Source organism: Vibrio sp. UCD-FRSSP16_30 (genome assembly GCF_001676025.1).
Taxonomy (GTDB): Bacteria; Pseudomonadota; Gammaproteobacteria; order Enterobacterales; family Vibrionaceae; genus Vibrio.
In genome coordinates this window covers 148,111-166,358 of the sequence record NZ_LZFW01000068.1, presented here as the reverse complement: position 1 = coordinate 166,358, position 18,248 = coordinate 148,111, and the positions used below count along the sequence as shown (strand labels likewise).

The window sequence follows — 18,248 nt, the reverse complement described above, 5'->3', positions numbered from 1 at the left end:
ACATCGCGTCTGAAAGTCTAAAGCTCAGTTTCGGCTGGTGAGTACGATCAGCGTTATGTGCCGTAATGCTATCCACGCTACCTAATCCATACCTATCTTTCAAATCTAACTTTTAAATCCCAATTTTCATCTAGGGTCATTTATAATCCACAAACATAAGACAATGTGTGAGAGTCGATAGTGAAGCAGCAGTTGGATGAAGTGTTAAGTGGTGAACTGCTCAAAGAGCACAAAACAGTACATGCGATGATTGTTATTTATTGTGCAAAGCATCATAAGACGATTCATGGTTTGTGCGCGCAGTGCGCGGAACTGAGTGACTATGCGAGGGTGAGGTTAGATCGATGTGTGTTTGGGCAAAATAAGCCGACTTGCAATAAGTGTCCGGTGCATTGTTATCGACCAGAGCAAAAACAACAAATGAGAAAAGTGATGCGCTTTGCTGGGCCAAGAATGTTATTAACCCATCCATTGCTCGCAATACGACATTTAAGACATGAAAAAAGAGCGCTTCCTGAAGTGCCAAAACAGAATGTTTCGAATCGGCACCTGAGAAAACGCTCTAAGTAAGCAAGCTTGGTCAATGACGCTATAGCGTTATTGGCGTTTTATTAACGCTGATTACCTGAAGGCTTGCTTGCTTGGTTATTATTACCTTGGCTATTACGTTGCGGGCGACGTCTTGGCTTAGGCGCAGCACCATCTCATGAGGCGCGCTGACCAAACTGGCGTTGACCTTTAGCCGCAGGCTTATTGCCTTGCGTATTTTTTGCTGAACGTTGTCCATCTTGGTGATCAACTTTCGCTTTCTTCGGTTTTTTAGCCTTAATAGGGCGAGAGTTAAGCTTTGACTCAGGAATTGTGTGAACAGGTTTAAAACCTTGCATTTCACGACGCTCTAAAACCTTGCCAATTAGTCGCTCGATAGCAAATAACTCTTTTGTTTCATCAGCGCACACCAATGAATACGCTTTACCGGTTTCTCCTGCACGACCAGTACGACCAATTCGGTGTACATAATCTTCAGATACATTTGGTAAATCAAAGTTAACAACTTGAGGCAGTTGAGGGATATCTAAACCGCGAGCGGCAATATCAGTGGCAACTAGAACGCGGATATCACCGGATTTGAACTCAGCTAATGCTTTAGTTCTTGCGCCTTGGCTCTTGTTACCGTGAATAGGTGACGCTGAGATTTGTTGCGCTTCAAGGAATTTAGCAAGGCGGTTAGCGCCGTGTTTAGTACGGCTAAATACCAATACTTGTCGCCAATTACCTTCTTTAATCAAGTTTGCAAGAATAGCTGGTTTTTGATTTTTATCTGCAACGTAAATGCTTTGCTCAACTAATGCTGTGGTTGAGTTAGGTGGGCTAACAGATACTTCTACAGGATTGTTAACTAAACCTCTGGCTAAATCACGAATTTCTGCAGAGAAAGTTGCTGAAAACAGTAGGTTTTGACGCTGTTTTGGCAGAACGTTTAGAATTCTTTTAATGTCGCGAAAGAAGCCCATATCCAGCATGCGATCCGCTTCATCTAATACCAACACTTCCAGTTGTGAAAACTTAACGGCATTTTGGCTATGCAAATCAAGTAGTCGACCGGGAGTGGCAACTAACACATCACACCCAGGACGCAGCTTTTGCATTTGCGGGTTAATCTTAACGCCGCCAAATACCACTGTTGAAGTGATGTCCAGATGAGCACTGTATTGAACGATGCTTTCATGTACTTGGGCTGCAAGCTCACGAGTGGGCGTTAATATCAAAGCGCGAACATGGTTGGCTTTTGGTTTTGAACCTGAACTTAATCTTTCTAGCAGTGGCAAGCTAAAGCCGCCTGTTTTCCCTGTACCCGTTTGCGCCGCTGCCATGACGTCTTTGCCTTCAATGATAGCTGGAATCGCTTTTTCTTGAATCGGCGACGCTTTTGTATAACCGAGATCGGCAATAGCGCGAAGAATAGGGGCAGATAGACCAAGGGAGTCAAAACTCATAGATGTTCTCGATGTGAAGTGGTGGTGGCGGATGTGCCTGTGTTTGCAAATAACAAACTAGTAGGAGCGTAGTTGAATAATGTACAAAACGCTCGCCTTCTTCAAAAGGAGCGCTATTCTGCGTCCTTTCTACTCATACATCAATAAGAATCTACATTTGCTGTAATCTTGTGTTGTCGATGGGGTGGGTATTGCGAGGTTAGGGACACATTTAGCCGTGTCCCTAATCTTGTTTTTAGATAGGTATTAATGGTGACTTTTTGAAGTATTCACACTAGGAATAAGCAGGGCAAGCACGGCCACCACTAAAGCGGAACCGATAAGATCCTCTGGTCTATGCATGCCTAACCAAAGGCGACTGTATGCCACACCTAGCCCCCAGATAAGAAGCAAGCTTAGCGCGCCATATTGTTTTCGCTTACAAAATAGGCCACCAAAGAAAAACACACATAGCGCAACAAATACCGTATGCCCTGATGGGAAAGAATAATCGGTTTCACCTTGCCAATGAACGATTCGCCACGCTGAAACACTATTTGATGCTTGTTCAATGATCTCATTTTGAGAGGATTCATCTAATGCATAAAACGCTTGTGGAGATTCAATTAATTTGAGGTCGGTTAATGCGTGTGTATAAGGACGAGGGCTTTGGGTGACTTCCTTTAACATGGTTTTTGCAGCAAACGAGAACACTAATAACACGCCCAATTGCACCATCAGTAACAACCACTGTTTCTTGCTGGTGGTTTTGAGTGTGGTGAAAATAACCAACACGCCCAACGTGATTAAAAAGCCTTTTGAGCCTGCAGAGTACGTTAAGTAAGTAAGAAAGCCGCCAACAAAACCTGATTCTGAACCTAAAAGATCAATGGCAGGAATGAGTGTGCTTGCTAAAGCGACCACCAGTAGAAAGCCGCCTAAAATGAAAAGGCCACAAATATTGTTTTTCCAGTACTGTAATTGCATTTAGGCGATAGCTCTTTGTTGATTGAGTGAGATATTGTAGCGTGATGATAGCAAGTCTCGTAAAACTGAAACTAAAATTTCGTTTGATTGCTTGTTATATCAGCAGTTCGATGTTGTTGCGATTTAAGAACCTATAAGGATGTAAGTCACTTTATATGTTCTATTTAACCCCAGCTTAATCATCGAGATTAGAAAATACCGGGCGATGTTACTCATTTTTTTGCCATTTGTTTACTGGTTTTATGTGAAAACGTCATTTTTTATCCGCGTTAATATACTATTTATTCGGCTTTTACTTACTTTAGTCAGTACAATAGCCAATCTAACTTTAGGGATTAAATCAGGCTTTCTTGACAGCCTGTTTCTTTCACACTTAGCTCTAAAGAGCCTTTGCTAACCATAGAATAAACTCAATGAATAAAAAGCGATTCCAATTTGGCACGCTGATCTTGCTGTTGTCGCTCATCAGCGGTTGTGCAAGTTACAGTATTACTGAACAAGAAATGACAGATTACCTACATGACAATGTCAGTTTTGAGCAATCTGTCGGAATTGAAAACTTGATGTATGCACAAGTATCGGTCACGGATTTGCAAGTGAGAATTGGTCGTAGTGACGCTGAGCGTATCTCAGTATTTGCCAGCACGAATGCCAAAGTACAAATGTTCAGCTCCGCTACGCAAAACGTCGCCTTAGATCTGGAGTTTAGTGCAATACCTGAATATGACGCGCAAAGTGGCGAGGTGTCTTTAAAGTCGATTCGTTTAGAAGAGTTTACGGAAAAAGGTGCGCAGCTTGACCCTGATATTAAGCGTTTAATTAAACCTGCGGTATCCATGATAGGGCACGGCTTGTCTCAGCATCCTGTCTATCAACTCGACACTCATGTGGTGCAAGAGGCGCTCATCAAGTCAGCAGAGCCTAATTTGGTGATAAAGGACAATAAATTAGTCATTGAGCTGTTTGATTAACGGCGCATTTATTAGAAATTAAGGCAGGTAACGATGAACTTTCTAGGCCATTTGCACTTAGCTGATGTCAGCAATAGCAGTTTACTGGGGAATTTACTTGGCGATTTTGTTCGAGGAAACCCCGATGGCCTATTTAATGACGAGGTGACCAAAGGCATTCGTTTGCACCGTTTTATTGATAGTTTTACTGACAGCCATTCTAGCATTGTACAAATAAAACCCTTATTTGGCGCTTATCGGCGTTTCTCACCGATTGCTTTAGATGTATTTTGGGATCATTGCCTGATTCATCATTGGGATGAGTTTCACTCTCAACCGTTAGAGCATTTTTTTAGCAAGGCGAAATTGGCGACACACCCTGATAGCGTCGAGTTTGATTTGCCAGAACAATACCAGCGCGTAATCCGTTCTATGTGGGACAGTGAGTGGATAGCCTCTTATCAAGAGTTAGATAACGTGGGATACGCGTTAAGTCGAATGTCGATGCGAAGCCCTCGAATGGCACCGCTGGCGCAGTGTTTTAAAACGCTGCAGCAGCATTACTCTGAGTTAGACCAAGTGTTTGTCGATTTTTATCCAGACGTGATAGATGCTGTAACTCAAAGCAAATTAAAGTAAACTCTCGCCCATAAAAGCGCTTACCTACCAATAAGACACATACGGAACCTTTATGCCTTCATCACAATTTGCCGCCCTCGGTCTTGAGTCTATTCTAGTTGAACAACTGAATGCACTGAATATCGTGACTCCGACCCCAGTACAGACCGAAGCGATAGGGCATGTACTTGATGGTCGCGATGTATTGGCTGCCGCGCAAACGGGAACCGGAAAAACGGCCGCATTTGGTCTGCCAATCATTCAGCAGTTGATGGGGCAAGAGAGTAAGCATAACCCTCAAATGCCCTGTAAGGTGCGAGCGTTGGTGTTAGTACCGACCCGAGAGTTAGCGCAACAAGTCTTTGACGCTATTAGCCAGTACGCGCAGCCAACCTCGCTAAAAACGGTTGTTGCTTATGGCGGTACAAGCTTTGGGGTGCAAGCTAAAAACTTAAATCAAGGTTGTGATATTTTGATCGCAACGCCAGGGCGACTGCTCGATCACCTATTTAATAAAAATATCACACTACAACACACTCAGTTTTTGGTATTAGATGAAGCGGATCGCATGCTAGATATGGGCTTTATGCCTGATATAAAACGAATTTTGCAAAAAGTAAACTCTGAGCGTCAAACATTGTTCTTTTCTGCCACCTTTAAAAAGGACGTTAAGAATATTGCTTATAAGATCTTAAATGATCCTATTGAAGTTGAAGTCAGTCCGGCGAATTCAACCGCAGAAAGCGTTGAGCAAATTGTATATCCGGTAGATAAAAACCGTAAACGTGAACTGCTGTCATATCTTATCGGCTCAAGAAACTGGCAGCAGGTTTTGGTGTTTGCTCGTACTAAAGAAGGTACGGAAGTGGTTGCCAAAGAGCTCAAACTTGATGGCATTAAAGCCGCGTCCATTCATGGTGATAAAAGCCAAGGGGCAAGACAGCGCGCCTTAGATGATTTTAAAGTCGGTAAAGTGCGAGTGCTGGTGGCAACCGATGTGGCCGCACGAGGCATTGATGTTAAAGAGCTAGAGCATGTGATTAACTTTGATATGCCTTATAAAGCTGAAGACTATGTACACCGTATTGGTCGCAGTGGTCGCGCAGGTAACAAAGGTCATGCAGTGTCGCTGATGAGCCATAACGAACACTACTTGCTAGAAGCCATTGAGCGTTTATTGGATAAAAAACTGCCTCAAGAGTGGCTTGAAGGGTTTGAGCCTAGTCCTGATTCTGAAATGGTTGAAGAAAGCGGCTCACATCGTCGCACCAGAAGCTCTGAGAAACGAAAACTGAAGGCAAAACTCGGGGTACATAAAAACCGAGGAAAGAACCGCCGCGGTTAGACGTTAAATTCAGGCTTAATCAACGGTCCATTCATCAGGTAATCAACTCATGATTACCTGATGAAGACGATTTAACGCTTGATGGTTAAATCAACTCAATTAAGTAGCTCAATTAAGAAACTTAACCAAGAAGCTTAACCAAGAAACTTAGCTAAGGCTTGCAATAACTGTTCTATGTCATCGCAACTAATGTCCTTATGAGTCACAAACCGTACTGGATTGCTTGGCGTCATTAAAATCCCATCTTGCTCAAGTTTTGTCGCAATAGAATCAATATCAACGCTGTCATCAATTTTGGCAAAAACAATGTTGGTTTGTACGTGTTCTGGGTTGACCGAAAAGCCAGGAAGGGCAGCAAGTCCGTGCGCAAGCTTTTGAGCATTGGCATGATCAACGGCTAATTGAGGTACTTGCTCAGTTAATGCCAGTTTCCCCGCCGCCGCTAATAAACCCACTTGACGCATACCACCACCAAGCATTTTTCGAATGCGTCGAGCTCTGTTTATTGTGACGCTGTCACCTAAAAGTAACGAGCCAATGGGTGCAGATAAGCCTTTAGATAAACAGATGGTCATTGTGTCAAAATGCTTGGCAATTTCTTTAATATCAACATCTAATGCTACTGCGGCGTTGTAAACCCTTGCGCCATCTAGGTGCAGTTTTAAATGATGAGTATCGACAAACTCACGCGCTTGAGCCAAATACTCGAGAGGAAGTACTTTACCGTTAATGGTATTTTCTAAGCTCAATAATCGAGTGCGAGCAAAGTGAAAATCTTCGGGTTTAATGGCTGCTTTAAGCTTTTTAAAACATAAAGTGCCATCGGGTTCGTTCATGATGGGTTGCGGCTGAATAGATCCAAGCACCGCCGCGCCACCGGCTTCATATTTATAGTTGTGAGCCTGTTGGCCACATAAATACTCATCGCCGCGCTGACAGTGAGCCATCAGTCCCAAAAGGTTTGCTTGCGTACCAGATGAAGTAAAGACCGCGGCTTCAAATCCATGTGTGCGAGCCGCCCATGCTTCAAATTCATTCATGGTTGGGTCATCACCATACACATCATCGCCGACAGGGGCATTGGCAATCGCATCACGCATTGCTTGAGTGGGTTTGGTAACGGTATCGGATCGAAAGTCCATGTTCTTATTCCTTTTAGCTTATTATTCCGCGAAGTAACGCTTTAGATAATGTAGATATGGTTTTTGCGTCAGTAATTTGGTCTGTTTGAATGCCAAGCAACAATTCATCAATGCTGATTTCAGTGACTTCAATCACTTCATCGCTATCCGCCGCTAGGCTTTGGGTTAACGAAAGATCTTGGGCAAAATACAAATGCTGAACTTCATCACAAAACCCTGCCATCGGAGTTAATGTTCCTAAACTATGCCATGTTTTTGCGCTGTAGCCAGTTTCTTCTTCCAATTCTCTTTTCGCCGCTTGTAGCGGATCTTCATTAAGCTCTAATGTGCCTGCTGGAATTTCTAAAAACCAGCTTTTTAAAGAAGGGCGATATTGATTGAGTAACAATACATTTCCAGATGTTGTTTGCGCCAAAATCACCACCGCGCCGGGGTGTTTGATGGATGTATGCTTTGTATGCAATCCATTGGGTAAAGTTAAGCTTTCCTCAATTAACGAAAGGTTTTTCCAGCGATGAAGTGTTTTATGCATGTTTTGTTACTCTTTTTAGCGGTAAGTCTTCGCCAATATTTAACAAGATCACGGTTTTATTGTTGACCTTTTTGTGTTTGTTAGAAGTCAAACTAACGTATTGATTGAATTGGTTAAACAGTACATTTACAATCTTAGTTTGCAGTGTGAGCAAGATCTCGTTAACTTGTTACAACAATTAAGTTTGATATCCCTGCGTGGCATATACTTATCTTAGATTTCTCATCGTTAAAAACGCGATTTAATGGAGCAAAAAAATAATGGAAATGACTCGTGTTTCTCATGCGCAGCGCGCATTGCGTTCTGAGCGCATCAATAAATTAGTCAAGGTGCTTTCAGAAGGTGTTTATGAACGAGAACACACCATTAAATTATGCTTATTATCAGCATTAGCCGGTGAAAGTGTCTTTTTGTTGGGTCCTCCAGGTATTGCGAAAAGCTTGATAGCCAAACGCCTGATTTCGGCTTTTGAAAGTAGCAGTTATTTTGAATATCTCATGACGCGTTTTTCTACGCCAGAAGAAGTTTTTGGTCCATTAAGCATTCAAGATCTTAAAGATCATGGGCGTTATGTGCGTTTAACCAAGGGATATCTGCCCACTGCTAACGTGGTATTTCTCGATGAGATCTGGAAAGCAGGTCCGGCTATTTTGAATACGCTGCTGACTGTGGTGAACGAAAAAACCTTTAAAAATGGCAGTGAGATTGAAAAAGTGCCAATGCGCTTATTAATTTCTGCATCTAATGAGCTACCCGATAAAGACAGCGGCCTTGAGGCATTATATGACCGTATGTTGGTGCGTATCTTTGTTAACCGAATTCAAGATAAACAAAACTTTCATAGCATGTTAACCGTGGGTACGCCGCAAGAGGCAAAAGTACCGCCAGAGTTAACCATATCCAATGCTGAATACGCTGAGTGGCTGTCAGATCTTGATAGCATGCCATTGTCTGATGAACTGTTTGATAAGCTCTACCAGTTAAAAACCATGCTCGAAGCAAGACATAAAGATGCCGAAGAAACGCTCAGCGCTGATGAGTTGTATGTCTCTGATAGACGCTGGAAAAAAGCGGTCAAGCTATTGAAAGCTAGTGCATTTTTTAATGGTCGACAAAAGATCAATGCGCTTGATCTTTTGTTAATTCAAGATTGTTTATGGAACAGCCCTGAATCTCGATTGATCGTCAGAGATGTCATGCGTGAATTTGCGCTCAAGCATGCGTTTAATCAAAAAGAAATTCTGCAAACCATTGAAGACAGCAGCCAAACTCTTGAAGATATTCAATCAGAGATTGAAGAAAAGCACGTCATGAAAGTGGAATCAGAACCTGGATCTGGCCTTTTGCGTAAAGGTAAAGATGATTACAAAGCAGACTTTTCCAATTGGCGTCCTCATAGTGTGGGTAATGCACATAATCTGGTTAAGTTGGTGCTATTACAAAGCAATCAATCAGTCTCCGAGCACGATAAGGGCGACACTCGTTATGTGTATGTACCGCAAACTGATTTAGTGAACGTGATAAGTCATGGTGGTGGCAATGTATACGGCTATGTTAATCATAACCCTAACTTAATGTCTTTAAAGTTCGCCCTTGATGGTGACAGTAACCTAGTTATCAAAGACATTGCTAATCGCTCAGTTTTACTCAGCCTTGTCACTCACGATGGGTTGGACTCTAAACTGCATCAAGTTTGGCACACCCAAGCTAATGAGGCGGTGAGCCACCTGCAAGATGCTGAGCTTCTATTAACTAAAGTCCGTTCTGATTTTCATGGAGCACTGCCACATAACTTTATCGAGCCAGAATTACCAACTGCAATGGAAGCCAGTTTGCAGCAGCTTGATGGGGCGCTTGATGAAGCTCAAGAAAAATCTAAAAAAGTCGCGCAAAGAATTGGTTTTTTAGCCAGTTTCTTTACGGAATAGGAGAGCATAATGCTGGGTGTTGATGCATTAAATCTAGCCATGTCCGTTGCCGATTCTGGAATGGTAGAAACTGCGGTGAATGACTTGATTGGCCGCAGCCAAGTGCTTATCGCTCAAGAAAAACCCGGCATGCAAGCTTCGGTGAAAAACCATTTACGAAAATGGAAAGGCTCAGTTAAAAAGCGCATGAACAAAGTATCTGAGTCCGAGCAGATACAAGAAGAGTTATCTCTTTATCAAAAAGTCATTCACTGGGATGAAGTTCAGTTTGAGCGAGATATTCGCTCAGTGGTGTGTGAATTAAAAGGCAAAAGTGTTTTTTACCCTAGCGCTAAACTGCTTTTAGAAAGACAGCAAAGCTCGGCCAACCCAATGTTTGCCCATTACTTTTGTGATCAGTGGTACAAGTCTCTATACAACGCGATTAAGCAACTGCAACTTGACGAGTTAGAGCAAGATAAGCAGAAGTTTCTCGATGACTTATACAATCGCATGGAAAACATGAAGAACATGAGTCAAATTGGTGACGCGGGTGATGAGGCCCAGCTGGGCCGATTATGGGATATGGCCGCCGCTCGCCTTAGCCGAACTGACGTTTCGACCATGACGAAAACTGCCAATTTCTTACGCAAACATGGCGGTTTAAAAGAAATTGCCAATGAGCTTGGGCGCATGGCAAGCCAAGTTGATGATCCTTCACTACGAAAAACTCCTGCCGCTGAATTACAGATGGTAGAAGAGCAGTCTGATGAAGCAACCGATGATATTGTCGGGATCCATGAAAGTGACGATTTAAGCAAGATGCTACCTAATGAAACATTATTTCTGGCCTATCCTGAGCTGGAAGTGATCTTTTATAAACACTTGGTCGATAAACGCCTAATGAATTATCGCACTGCGGGTAAGTCTCGCAAGTTGCGCCGTATCAATGCTCATACTCCTAGCTCAAGCGAGATCGATCTTGAAAAAGGGCCGTTTATTGTTTGTGTTGATGCCTCAGGCTCAATGAGTGGATTTCCTGAACAGTGCGCGAAAGCCATCGCTTTTGCGTTGATGCAGATTGCGCTGGCAGAGCAGCGAGATTGTTTTGTGATTATGTTCTCCACCGAACAAATTACCTATGAACTGACGCGAAAAGATGGCCTGCGTGAAGCCAGTGACTTTCTTTCATACACCTTTCACGGCGGTACTGATTTTGAACCTGTACTGCAAAAGTGCATAGATTTAATGCATACCGATAAGTTTTTAAACGCGGATATGGTGGTGCTGTCTGATTTTATTGCGCCAAAACAAACCGACGATATGGTGCAGAAAGTCGAGGCACTTAAAGCGCGATATAATCGTTTTCATGCGGTGAGCCTATCAAAATACGGCAACCCTGCGTTGCTGGATATTTTCAGTCACCATTGGAGTTATCACCCAGGCTTAGTCGGGCGATTCGTGAAGAAGTTTTAGCGTAAAACAGACATAAACAAGGCCCTATAAGATAGTTATAGGGCCTTGTTTGTTATTGATAAAGCGACGACAAAATACCGTTACTTAATATATTTAAGCCGCTTTAAATTGGGCTTTGCGTAGGCGGTTTAGGATCGCAAGTAAGTCTAAGATCCTTGGTTTCGCCAAATCGCCATTATTTGGCATTAAGGTATGCCAATTTTTCTCAATGATCAGTGCCTGACATTCCGCGCCAACATCACTACTCCAACCTGGAACTTGCGCAATTTGGAACCAAAGCCAACCGATAGCATTCACTTCATTAGAGGTTTGCAACTGCTCTAGCGCAGTAATATCCACAAACTCTTTACCAAAACGCAGTGAAGTGACGCCTTTTGCGCCAACTCTAAATTTCCCTTCTGCTAACAGTGTTTGCAAGCAAGCACGGTTAAACGCGCGAGGCTGACTGCGTTGCAAAGGTTGCTCACATTCATGAGAGCGAGCGCTAGGGTGGAGTTTAATCACCTCTTTTGCTTTTGAAGTCACATCAACAGGCTGATATTCGTGCATTTGAATGACGCAATCTGCTTCATCCAGATAGTCACCAGAGCCCCCCATAACGATGATAGAGCTGATACCTTGTGTATCACGAAGCTCGGCAATTCTGTCCACTAACGGGGTAATCGGTTCGGCATCTTTAGCAACTAATGCTTGCATGCGTTCGTCACGAATCATGAAGTTGGTTGCTGAGGTGTCTTCATCAATGAGTAAGCTTTTTGCGCCAGACTCAATCGATTCTTGTAACCAAGCGGCTTGTGAGGTTGAACCTGAAGCATCTTGTGTAGAAAAATCGGTGGTGGATTTTTGCATTGGCAAATGATTGATGAAGTTGGCAATATTTAAATTGTGCACGCAACGACCATCTTCAGCGCGAATTTTCATGCTAAGAGGGTCTGTGACACAATATTCACGGCCATCACCGGGGATATGGTCATAAATGGATTTTTCAATCGCATTCAGTAGGGTGGATTTACCATGAAAACCACCGCCGACAATCAGAGTGATGCCTTTTTTAATACCAAGACCGCTAATTTCGCCGCGATTAGGGGTTTGTAAAGTAACGCTTAGACCATCAGGAGATTGCATTGGCACCGCATCTTTCATCGGCATGTCGCTATCACCCGCTAGACGCGGCAAAGTAGCGTCATCGGCAATAAAACTGACTAAGTTGTGCTCAGCTAATTGTTGTCTAAGGGCATGTTGATCTTCAATTACTTCGCAATGTTGGGTAAAGCGCTCTTGAGACAATTCTCGCCAAAGCGTCGCTTTACGCAAATATTTTGGCAGGTAAAAGGTAATAATGTTCAGTGCTTTCTTAGCCAGAATAGAGCGACCATCAGCAGGAAGATTAATACGAAAACGCAGTTCAATGCCTTCATCGGTAAACAGTACCGCAGTGTTATCCAGTACTACTTGTCCAGTTGTGCCAACAGAGATGGCATTATCTTGCTTGGCATACTCTGCCAAGGTGCGAGCGATAAAATCACGCGCGGCAATTTGATAAGCCGGTGATTTGTCTTTAATAAAATCAAGACCGGTGACAGACCAAGGGCGGACAGCTCTAAATCGAGAAGCTGTGGCATACGGGTCGCCCTGAACTTGGTCAATATGTAGGGTGAAGTCAGTAAAGTCGTAACTTCCTTTGATCTGTTGATAAGCGCGGTAATTCTGTTTTTCGAGTTTTTTCAGTTTTGATATAAGCAGATCCATTTTGGAACCCTAGATTTTAAGCATGCTTGATTATACCAACCCTTAGCTGTCTATGTTTGAATAAATTGAGTTTGTATAAATTATGTTTGAATAATTTATGTTTGAATAAACTTGGCTTTACTTTGCTCATGTAAGGTTTGTTCCAAATCTTTGCGGGTCATAGGGCCGTGATACATTGATCCTTCCGCAAATGGGGTATCAAATTGAAATAACCACTTCTCTTGCTCTTTAGTCGTCACTCCTGTGAGCACCGTATCGAGACCTAGTTTTGCGGTGATCTGCATTAAAGAGAATAAGAAGCTGCGGTCTTCAGCGCTGTGTTGCAAATTAGCGGTAAAAGATTTGTCGATTTTAATGCGTTTAAAAGGGCTGTGTTTTAGGTAACTAAATGAGGCGTGTCCGTGGCCAAAATCACATAGGGTCAGATAAATGCCAAGAGATGACAGCTGTTCTAATGCCGGTAGCAGTGTCGATTCATTCGCAAATAATTGCTTTTCAGAGACTTCAATTTCCAAAGCGCTGCCTGACAGGTTGTCTTGCTCTAGCCATTGACGAATAAATTGACAGAGATCGACGGAGGCTAATTGGCAGGCATTGAGCTTAATGGCGACTCTAAAGTTAGGAATGATTTGTTGCCATTGTTTGACGGTGCGGATGGATTTTCGCAACATGAAGTGACATAGGGCATCCGCAATTTCGGGCTGTTCGCACAACTGACTGATCGAAAGCTCAGAGACATTGCCTAAAATGGGGTGGTCCCAACGAATGGAAGTACTGACGCTGAGCAGTTGTCTGTTCTCCAGTGAAACTTGAGGTTGATAAAACAGTTTAATACCATCGTCTTTAATCGATTCCATAAAGTAGCTTTCAAGTCGATTGAGCCGAGTGCCACTTTCTATTTGTTTATCATCATAAAACAAAATACGTTTACCCGATTCTCGGGCATTACGCATTGCTTGGAAGGCTTGCACGGTTAAGGTAAGGTTTTGTTGATTACGCTGCGGATGACTAATTGAGACACCGATATACACTTGTAGGCGCACCTTACCCGATGGCACATCAAAATCTTGGGAGGTAATGTCCATGATTTGGCGAATCATAGCATCGTAATTTTTACTGGTGCTGTGGGACAATAGAGTAAACGCAATATCATTGGGGCGAGGGCGTGCACTAAGCTGTTTATGCGGGCTCAGTTGCCCAAGTTTATCTTTTAACTGCTTAATAATCTGATCTAAAGTTTCCGACCCCATTTCAATTTGAATACGCTGTCCATTACAGATCCCCAGATAGAAAACGGCGACTTCTTGATTAAACAAGTCAGCTTGATTGACGATGCGATTAGTTTCTAATTCCCACGCTTTTGCATTCAGCAAACCGCTACCCGTATCGTGGTGCAGTTGGTAGTGTATTTCTCGCTCTAACTGTTTGCGTTTAGTGGATTCTTTATCTAGTTGAAAGCTGAGGTTGGCAAGTTCCACCGTGCGGTTTTGTATGCGAGATTGCAGCTCTTTGTTGATTAACTGCAGTTTTTGGTTTTGATAAATCACGGTCAGTTGAGATTCTACCGAATCTTTGAGCACTGAAAGCAGCTCTCTTATGGTAATTTTAAAGTGATTAGGCTTATTATCGAGAATCGATAAAGTGCCAAAAGGTGTACCATTTGGCCAATGCAGAGGCACTCCCAAATAAGCGACTATTTTGTCGTTGAGTGGTAGTGGTAGATCTCGCCATAGCGGATCATCGCTACGATCGGGCACCACTAAAATAGAATCGTTTTTAAGGGTAGTTTCGCAAAAGTGGTGACTGCCAAGGGCGAAAGCATCACCTACGTTCACCGGAGATGAAGCGTTGTGATTACTGCAAAATACCTCCAATTGGCTCTGATTAAGACGGTTGATCATAGCCACCGGAACGTGTGCAAATTGACTTAAGATCTCGAGCATATCTTGCCATGAGCAAAAGATCTTATTGGGGACATCCAGTTGTTGCGTGCTTACTCTGGCCATAGCGTAATCCATTACCTTGCCATCGATGAATCGTATTGAGCGTAGGCTTTATAGATAAAAGCTATTAAAGACGCGCATTCCATTCATTAATGATAGCTGTAAATAAAAAGATTGTTGGCTAGAGTGAACAGTTAGGTCGAAAGATAACTGGTATCGTTTGTAACGTAGTTTCATTTTTTGGATAAACTCAATAAAAGGTTGCTTCTTCACTGCTATCAACTTATATACAGTTATTGTTGTTTTTTGAAATATTGCGAGAAAACTGAGAAATATTCACATTTATATTCAATAAAATGCTGAAAATTTGTTAAAGTATTGAAATTAAGACATTTAGTAAAAGGTTATAGTGACCGCTACATCAAGACGCGCAACTTTGCCGAGTTGATATGGCTCTAATTAACTTTGAACTGTGTATTTTAGTGATAATTATCAGCAGGTTCTCTTGGCATAGTGACCACAAAGCCGAATTTGAACTGGGACATTATCGAGCAGCTATGTAATCAAGGGATTTTTCAGTATGAATTGCAACAATAATGGTAGAAAAATTGATGCTGGAGTTCTTTTTCGATGCTCAGAAGATTTAATGGATTCTATTGGAGAGCAATCTAAAGCTACAAAAGAAGTTAATGAGTCATTAAAAAAATTAAATTCTAGAATCGATAATTTGGAAAAATCATTTAATAAATCATCAAAAGCTTCTGGCGAGGCAACTAAAGCATTAAATTGGTTAACTGGAGCTTTAGTTCTCGTAGCTGTGGTGCAAGCTGTTATTGCATTTCTTGAGTACGTTAAATAAACATAGCAATATCTTTAAACGTAACAAAAACACTTGGTTAAGCTTCGCTCCACATTACAACCAACAATTTTTTTCCGCTTAAGCGGGCGTTGATATTACCCTACTGTTAATTAAAACGTAGAAGTTTCTACTCCAGCATTTCAGTGCCTTTAGTTATAGTGTTAACGCATAGATGAAACAAGTAATTTCGTCGTTTCTCATGCTAATATTCGTGTATTACTCATTATTCAATGAGTAACGCCTACTTTACTTATTTCTCAAAGTGGAAGTAAATATCGATGACTTATAAATTAAAATTCATGCGGGTAGCATAAAAAGAGTGGAGAAAATTAGCTCCACCGAATTAAGCAAACTGCCAAATAAGCCAGCCAATTCACTCCGGCAGGTGCTGGTAGCATTATGTGCCGTAATGGTATCGGAGCTGTGCAATTAGAATAGTGTCGTCTTGATGTTTATAAACGATCCTATGTTCATCGTTTATACGTCGTGACCAATACCCAGATAATCCATGCTTTAAAGGCTCGGGTTTACCAATGCCTTCTTGAGGAGTTCTTTGAATGTCTTTAATGAGTAAATTAATACGTTTAAGTATTTTTTTGTCGGTAGTTTGCCAATAAAGGTATTGCTCCCAAGCTTTTGTTGAAAATGTTAACTTCATCCAAGAAGTTCTCTTTCAGTACCTTTTCCTGCTTCAAGCTCGGCGATTGATTCTAAAAGGTTTCTAGCATTTGCAGGGGATCTTAGTAAATATGTCGTTTCCTGCATAGAGTTATAATCTTCTAAGGACATCATAACAACTGGCGCTTCACTTTTACGTGTAATAATAATGGGTGCGTGGTCATTGCAGACATTCGTCATTGTACTCGCTAAATTTGCTCTAGCGGCCGTGTAACTTATAGCATCCATATTTTTCTCCATAGTGTACATGTACGTTAATTGGTACAGTATAGCGTATAGGCACACAACAAGTCACTCAAAGAGACAAATAACCGTTGGTTTTTACTCCTATGTTTAATCCAACGCACTAACACTCATTTTTTTCTCATGCAGACAAACTGATCTTACTATGCCAGTTTTATCTATAACTCAGCGACTATAAGGATAAGTGTCGTCCAGCCGATATATTATCCTGGGTGTTGCACAAGTCCAATCGCGTAGTTCTCTTACTATTAGTAATTCGTTTGAAGTAAACCTTATCTATTTTCTGAAATCGTACGGGGCTATGTAGTCAGGGTGAGATCACGAACGTTATTTGAACAAAATCATGTGCATTATCGGAACAACTCTTTGTTGCATGGATTTGTGGCATGGATGCCACAATGAAGCCATCAAGGATGATTTTACGGCGTCTTGTGGAGATGATGTACATGATTGGTTGATAAGTGTTCACTTATGCGTTCGCCCTAGCTATGTAGTTAAGTGACATGTATTTTTTGTCTTGTTATATCATTCACAATGACAGAATAGGATCGATTTGCTTGGCAACAAACTGAGCAATCCAAGGCTGAGCTTGCTCTGTGGGATGAAGACCATCTTCCATCATTAAATCGGGGTTGGTAATGATCTCGGTTAGAAAAAATGGAATCAAATCAGTGTTCTTTTGTTTACTTACGGTAGGATAGACTTGCTCAAACGCTTGCGTATAACGTTTGCCATAATTGGGTGGCACTTGTATCTGCATTAGGATGACTTTTGCGCCGCTGTCTTGGCTTAAATCGATCAGTTTAATTAGGTTATTTTGGATAAGTTTTGGTGAAAATCCACGCAGACCATCATTAGCACCTAATTCAATCACCACATATTCAGGATTATATTGTTGAAGCAGTGCAGGAAGTCGCGCTAAACCATTACCGGTCGTATCTCCGGATATGCTACCGTTAATGATTCTCATTTGATGTCCTTTTTTGGCAAGTTCATCAGGAAGTAACGTAGGCCAAGCCTTCTCGATAGGCATTTGATAACCGGCGCTTAAGCTATCACCCAGAACAAGAATCTGGCCAGCACTGGCATTAATGGAAAGAAATAAAACAAGTAAGGAAAGCAAACGTATCATGACTACATCCGTAATTAAGGCTCAATCGTTAACTAAAACAGTGTCTACCAAACAAGAACAATTAACAATCCTACAAGATGTAAACTTAGACATTGTTGCGGGTGAAAGTGTGGCAATTGTTGGGGCCTCTGGCGCAGGCAAGTCAACGCTGATGACATTGTTAGCCGGCTTGGATGTCCCTTCACAAGGGGAGGTCACATTACTTGGTCATGCGCTATCGAGTTTAGATGATGAGCAACGAGCGGATTTACGTAGCCAATATATTGGATTTGTTTTTCAAAGCTTCTTATTAATTCCAAGCCTAACCGCACTAGAAAATATAACCCTTCCTTGTTTGCTCAGGGGAGAGGCTGAAGACCAAGCAAGAGCAAAAGAGTTGCTTGCCTCCGTTGGACTGCAAAACCGCGCCACTCATTTACCATCAGAATTGTCCGGAGGGGAACAGCAACGCGTCGCGTTAGCTCGCGCCTTTATGTTAAGCCCGCAAATATTGTTTGCCGATGAACCCACAGGCAACCTAGATCAGCAGACCGCGCAAAATATCATAGAGCAACTTTTTAGCCTGAATAAACAGCACGGTACAACGTTGATTATGGTCACTCACGATAACGCCCTTGCCGCGCGATGTGATCGCGTGTTTAGCATGAAATCAGGCAGACTTGAGACGCAACATCAGCCGTCATCTGACGCTGAGTCTCAATAGGAGGGGTT

The 18,248-nt window shown here is 42.2% G+C and carries 16 protein-coding genes and 1 pseudogene; 8 read left to right on the top strand and 9 right to left on the bottom strand.

Translation table 11 applies throughout. From position 1 onward, the window contains the following. The first annotated feature begins 180 nt into the window (after window positions 1–180). Window positions 181–570, top strand: coding sequence for a nitrous oxide-stimulated promoter family protein (locus A9260_RS15040; RefSeq protein WP_373604486.1), 390 nt, complete (start codon window positions 181–183; stop codon window positions 568–570). A 137-nt stretch (window positions 571–707) separates the two neighbouring features. Here A9260_RS15040 and A9260_RS15035 read toward each other — a convergent pair. Both A9260_RS15035 and A9260_RS15030 read right to left on the bottom strand, forming a co-directional pair. Continuing rightward, window positions 708–1,997, bottom strand: a pseudogene (locus A9260_RS15035) (DEAD/DEAH box helicase); the annotation flags it as partial. Between the two features lie 246 nt (window positions 1,998–2,243). Further along, on the bottom strand, window positions 2,244–2,963 hold the full coding sequence (locus A9260_RS15030) for a phosphatase PAP2 family protein (protein ID WP_068700370.1): 720 nt from the start codon (window positions 2,961–2,963) through the stop codon (window positions 2,244–2,246). A 413-nt stretch (window positions 2,964–3,376) separates the two neighbouring features. On the opposite strand from A9260_RS15030, the gene A9260_RS15025 reads away from it, so the two are divergent. The 3 genes from A9260_RS15025 to A9260_RS15015 are packed head-to-tail and all read left to right on the top strand — an operon-like array spanning window position 3,377 to window position 5,876. Continuing rightward, window positions 3,377–3,934, top strand: coding sequence for a DUF1439 domain-containing protein (locus A9260_RS15025; RefSeq protein ID WP_068700368.1), 558 nt, complete (start codon window positions 3,377–3,379; stop codon window positions 3,932–3,934). Window positions 3,935–3,967: 33 nt separating this feature from the next. Beyond that, window positions 3,968–4,552: an acyl carrier protein phosphodiesterase gene (locus A9260_RS15020; RefSeq protein ID WP_068700366.1), complete on the top strand. Its 585-nt coding sequence runs from the start codon at window positions 3,968–3,970 to the stop codon at window positions 4,550–4,552. Between the two features lie 52 nt (window positions 4,553–4,604). Continuing rightward, entirely contained in the window at window positions 4,605–5,876 is a 1,272-nt protein-coding gene (locus A9260_RS15015) for a DEAD/DEAH box helicase (RefSeq protein ID WP_068700364.1), read from the top strand. A 134-nt stretch (window positions 5,877–6,010) separates the two neighbouring features. On the opposite strand, the gene ltaE is transcribed toward A9260_RS15015, so the two are convergent. Then, window positions 6,011–7,018 carry a low-specificity L-threonine aldolase gene (gene ltaE / locus A9260_RS15010; protein WP_068700362.1) on the bottom strand — a complete coding sequence of 336 codons (1,008 nt, stop codon included), beginning with the start codon at window positions 7,016–7,018 and terminating at the stop codon, window positions 6,011–6,013. 13 nt (window positions 7,019–7,031) lie between these two features. Further along, window positions 7,032–7,550 (bottom strand): NUDIX hydrolase, encoded by a 519-nt coding sequence (locus A9260_RS15005; RefSeq protein ID WP_068700360.1) that lies wholly within the window; start codon window positions 7,548–7,550, stop codon window positions 7,032–7,034. Between the two features lie 257 nt (window positions 7,551–7,807). On the opposite strand from A9260_RS15005, the gene A9260_RS15000 reads away from it, so the two are divergent. Continuing rightward, the gene (locus A9260_RS15000; protein WP_068700358.1) at window positions 7,808–9,478 is read left to right on the top strand and encodes an ATPase RavA domain-containing protein; all 1,671 of its coding nucleotides are present in this window, start codon (window positions 7,808–7,810) and stop codon (window positions 9,476–9,478) included. A gap of 9 nt (window positions 9,479–9,487) precedes the next feature. Further along, entirely contained in the window at window positions 9,488–10,933 is a 1,446-nt protein-coding gene (gene viaA / locus A9260_RS14995; protein ID WP_068700356.1) for an ATPase RavA stimulator ViaA, read from the top strand. Between the two features lie 93 nt (window positions 10,934–11,026). Here the strand turns inward: viaA and A9260_RS14990 are convergent, their stop codons facing one another. Both A9260_RS14990 and A9260_RS14985 read right to left on the bottom strand, forming a co-directional pair. Continuing rightward, window positions 11,027–12,682 (bottom strand): ABC-ATPase domain-containing protein, encoded by a 1,656-nt coding sequence (locus tag A9260_RS14990; protein WP_068700354.1) that lies wholly within the window; start codon window positions 12,680–12,682, stop codon window positions 11,027–11,029. Window positions 12,683–12,777: 95 nt separating this feature from the next. Next, window positions 12,778–14,688 carry a sensor domain-containing phosphodiesterase gene (locus tag A9260_RS14985; RefSeq protein WP_068700405.1) on the bottom strand — a complete coding sequence of 637 codons (1,911 nt, stop codon included), beginning with the start codon at window positions 14,686–14,688 and terminating at the stop codon, window positions 12,778–12,780. A gap of 517 nt (window positions 14,689–15,205) precedes the next feature. On the opposite strand from A9260_RS14985, the gene A9260_RS14980 reads away from it, so the two are divergent. After that, window positions 15,206–15,484 (top strand): hypothetical protein, encoded by a 279-nt coding sequence (locus A9260_RS14980; protein WP_068700352.1) that lies wholly within the window; start codon window positions 15,206–15,208, stop codon window positions 15,482–15,484. 397 nt (window positions 15,485–15,881) lie between these two features. On the opposite strand, the gene A9260_RS14975 is transcribed toward A9260_RS14980, so the two are convergent. The 3 genes from A9260_RS14975 to A9260_RS14965 all read right to left on the bottom strand — a co-directional run bounded on the left by A9260_RS14975 (window position 15,882) and on the right by A9260_RS14965 (window position 17,537). Beyond that, complete coding sequence (locus tag A9260_RS14975) at window positions 15,882–16,142, bottom strand: Txe/YoeB family addiction module toxin (protein WP_068700350.1); 261 nt, start codon at window positions 16,140–16,142, stop codon at window positions 15,882–15,884. Continuing rightward, a complete protein-coding gene (locus tag A9260_RS14970) occupies window positions 16,139–16,390 on the bottom strand; it encodes a type II toxin-antitoxin system Phd/YefM family antitoxin (RefSeq protein ID WP_068700348.1) in 252 nt (83 codons plus the stop codon). Before A9260_RS14970 ends, A9260_RS14975 begins: the two co-directional genes overlap by 4 nt. A gap of 544 nt (window positions 16,391–16,934) precedes the next feature. Further along, window positions 16,935–17,537: an arylesterase gene (locus A9260_RS14965; protein ID WP_068700346.1), complete on the bottom strand. Its 603-nt coding sequence runs from the start codon at window positions 17,535–17,537 to the stop codon at window positions 16,935–16,937. On the opposite strand from A9260_RS14965, the gene A9260_RS14960 reads away from it, so the two are divergent. After that, window positions 17,536–18,240 (top strand): ABC transporter ATP-binding protein, encoded by a 705-nt coding sequence (locus A9260_RS14960; protein WP_068700344.1) that lies wholly within the window; start codon window positions 17,536–17,538, stop codon window positions 18,238–18,240. The two genes, A9260_RS14965 and A9260_RS14960, sit on opposite strands and share 2 nt — an antisense overlap. Window positions 18,241–18,248 lie beyond the last annotated feature (8 nt).

Coding starts and splice junctions, on each gene's coding strand:
- A9260_RS15025 (WP_068700368.1), top strand. CDS start 3,377: ATGAATAAAAAGCGATTCCAATTTGGCACGCTGATCTTGCTGTTGTCG.
- A9260_RS15020 (WP_068700366.1), top strand. CDS start 3,968: ATGAACTTTCTAGGCCATTTGCACTTAGCTGATGTCAGCAATAGCAGT.
- A9260_RS14990 (WP_068700354.1), bottom strand. CDS start 12,682: ATGGATCTGCTTATATCAAAACTGAAAAAACTCGAAAAACAGAATTAC.
- A9260_RS15030 (WP_068700370.1), bottom strand. CDS start 2,963: ATGCAATTACAGTACTGGAAAAACAATATTTGTGGCCTTTTCATTTTA.
- ltaE (WP_068700362.1), bottom strand. CDS start 7,018: ATGGACTTTCGATCCGATACCGTTACCAAACCCACTCAAGCAATGCGT.
- A9260_RS14965 (WP_068700346.1), bottom strand. CDS start 17,537: ATGATACGTTTGCTTTCCTTACTTGTTTTATTTCTTTCCATTAATGCC.
- A9260_RS14970 (WP_068700348.1), bottom strand. CDS start 16,390: ATGGATGCTATAAGTTACACGGCCGCTAGAGCAAATTTAGCGAGTACA.
- A9260_RS15005 (WP_068700360.1), bottom strand. CDS start 7,550: ATGCATAAAACACTTCATCGCTGGAAAAACCTTTCGTTAATTGAGGAA.
- A9260_RS15015 (WP_068700364.1), top strand. CDS start 4,605: ATGCCTTCATCACAATTTGCCGCCCTCGGTCTTGAGTCTATTCTAGTT.
- A9260_RS14980 (WP_068700352.1), top strand. CDS start 15,206: ATGAATTGCAACAATAATGGTAGAAAAATTGATGCTGGAGTTCTTTTT.
- viaA (WP_068700356.1), top strand. CDS start 9,488: ATGCTGGGTGTTGATGCATTAAATCTAGCCATGTCCGTTGCCGATTCT.
- A9260_RS14975 (WP_068700350.1), bottom strand. CDS start 16,142: ATGAAGTTAACATTTTCAACAAAAGCTTGGGAGCAATACCTTTATTGG.
- A9260_RS14985 (WP_068700405.1), bottom strand. CDS start 14,688: ATGGCCAGAGTAAGCACGCAACAACTGGATGTCCCCAATAAGATCTTT.
- A9260_RS14960 (WP_068700344.1), top strand. CDS start 17,536: ATGACTACATCCGTAATTAAGGCTCAATCGTTAACTAAAACAGTGTCT.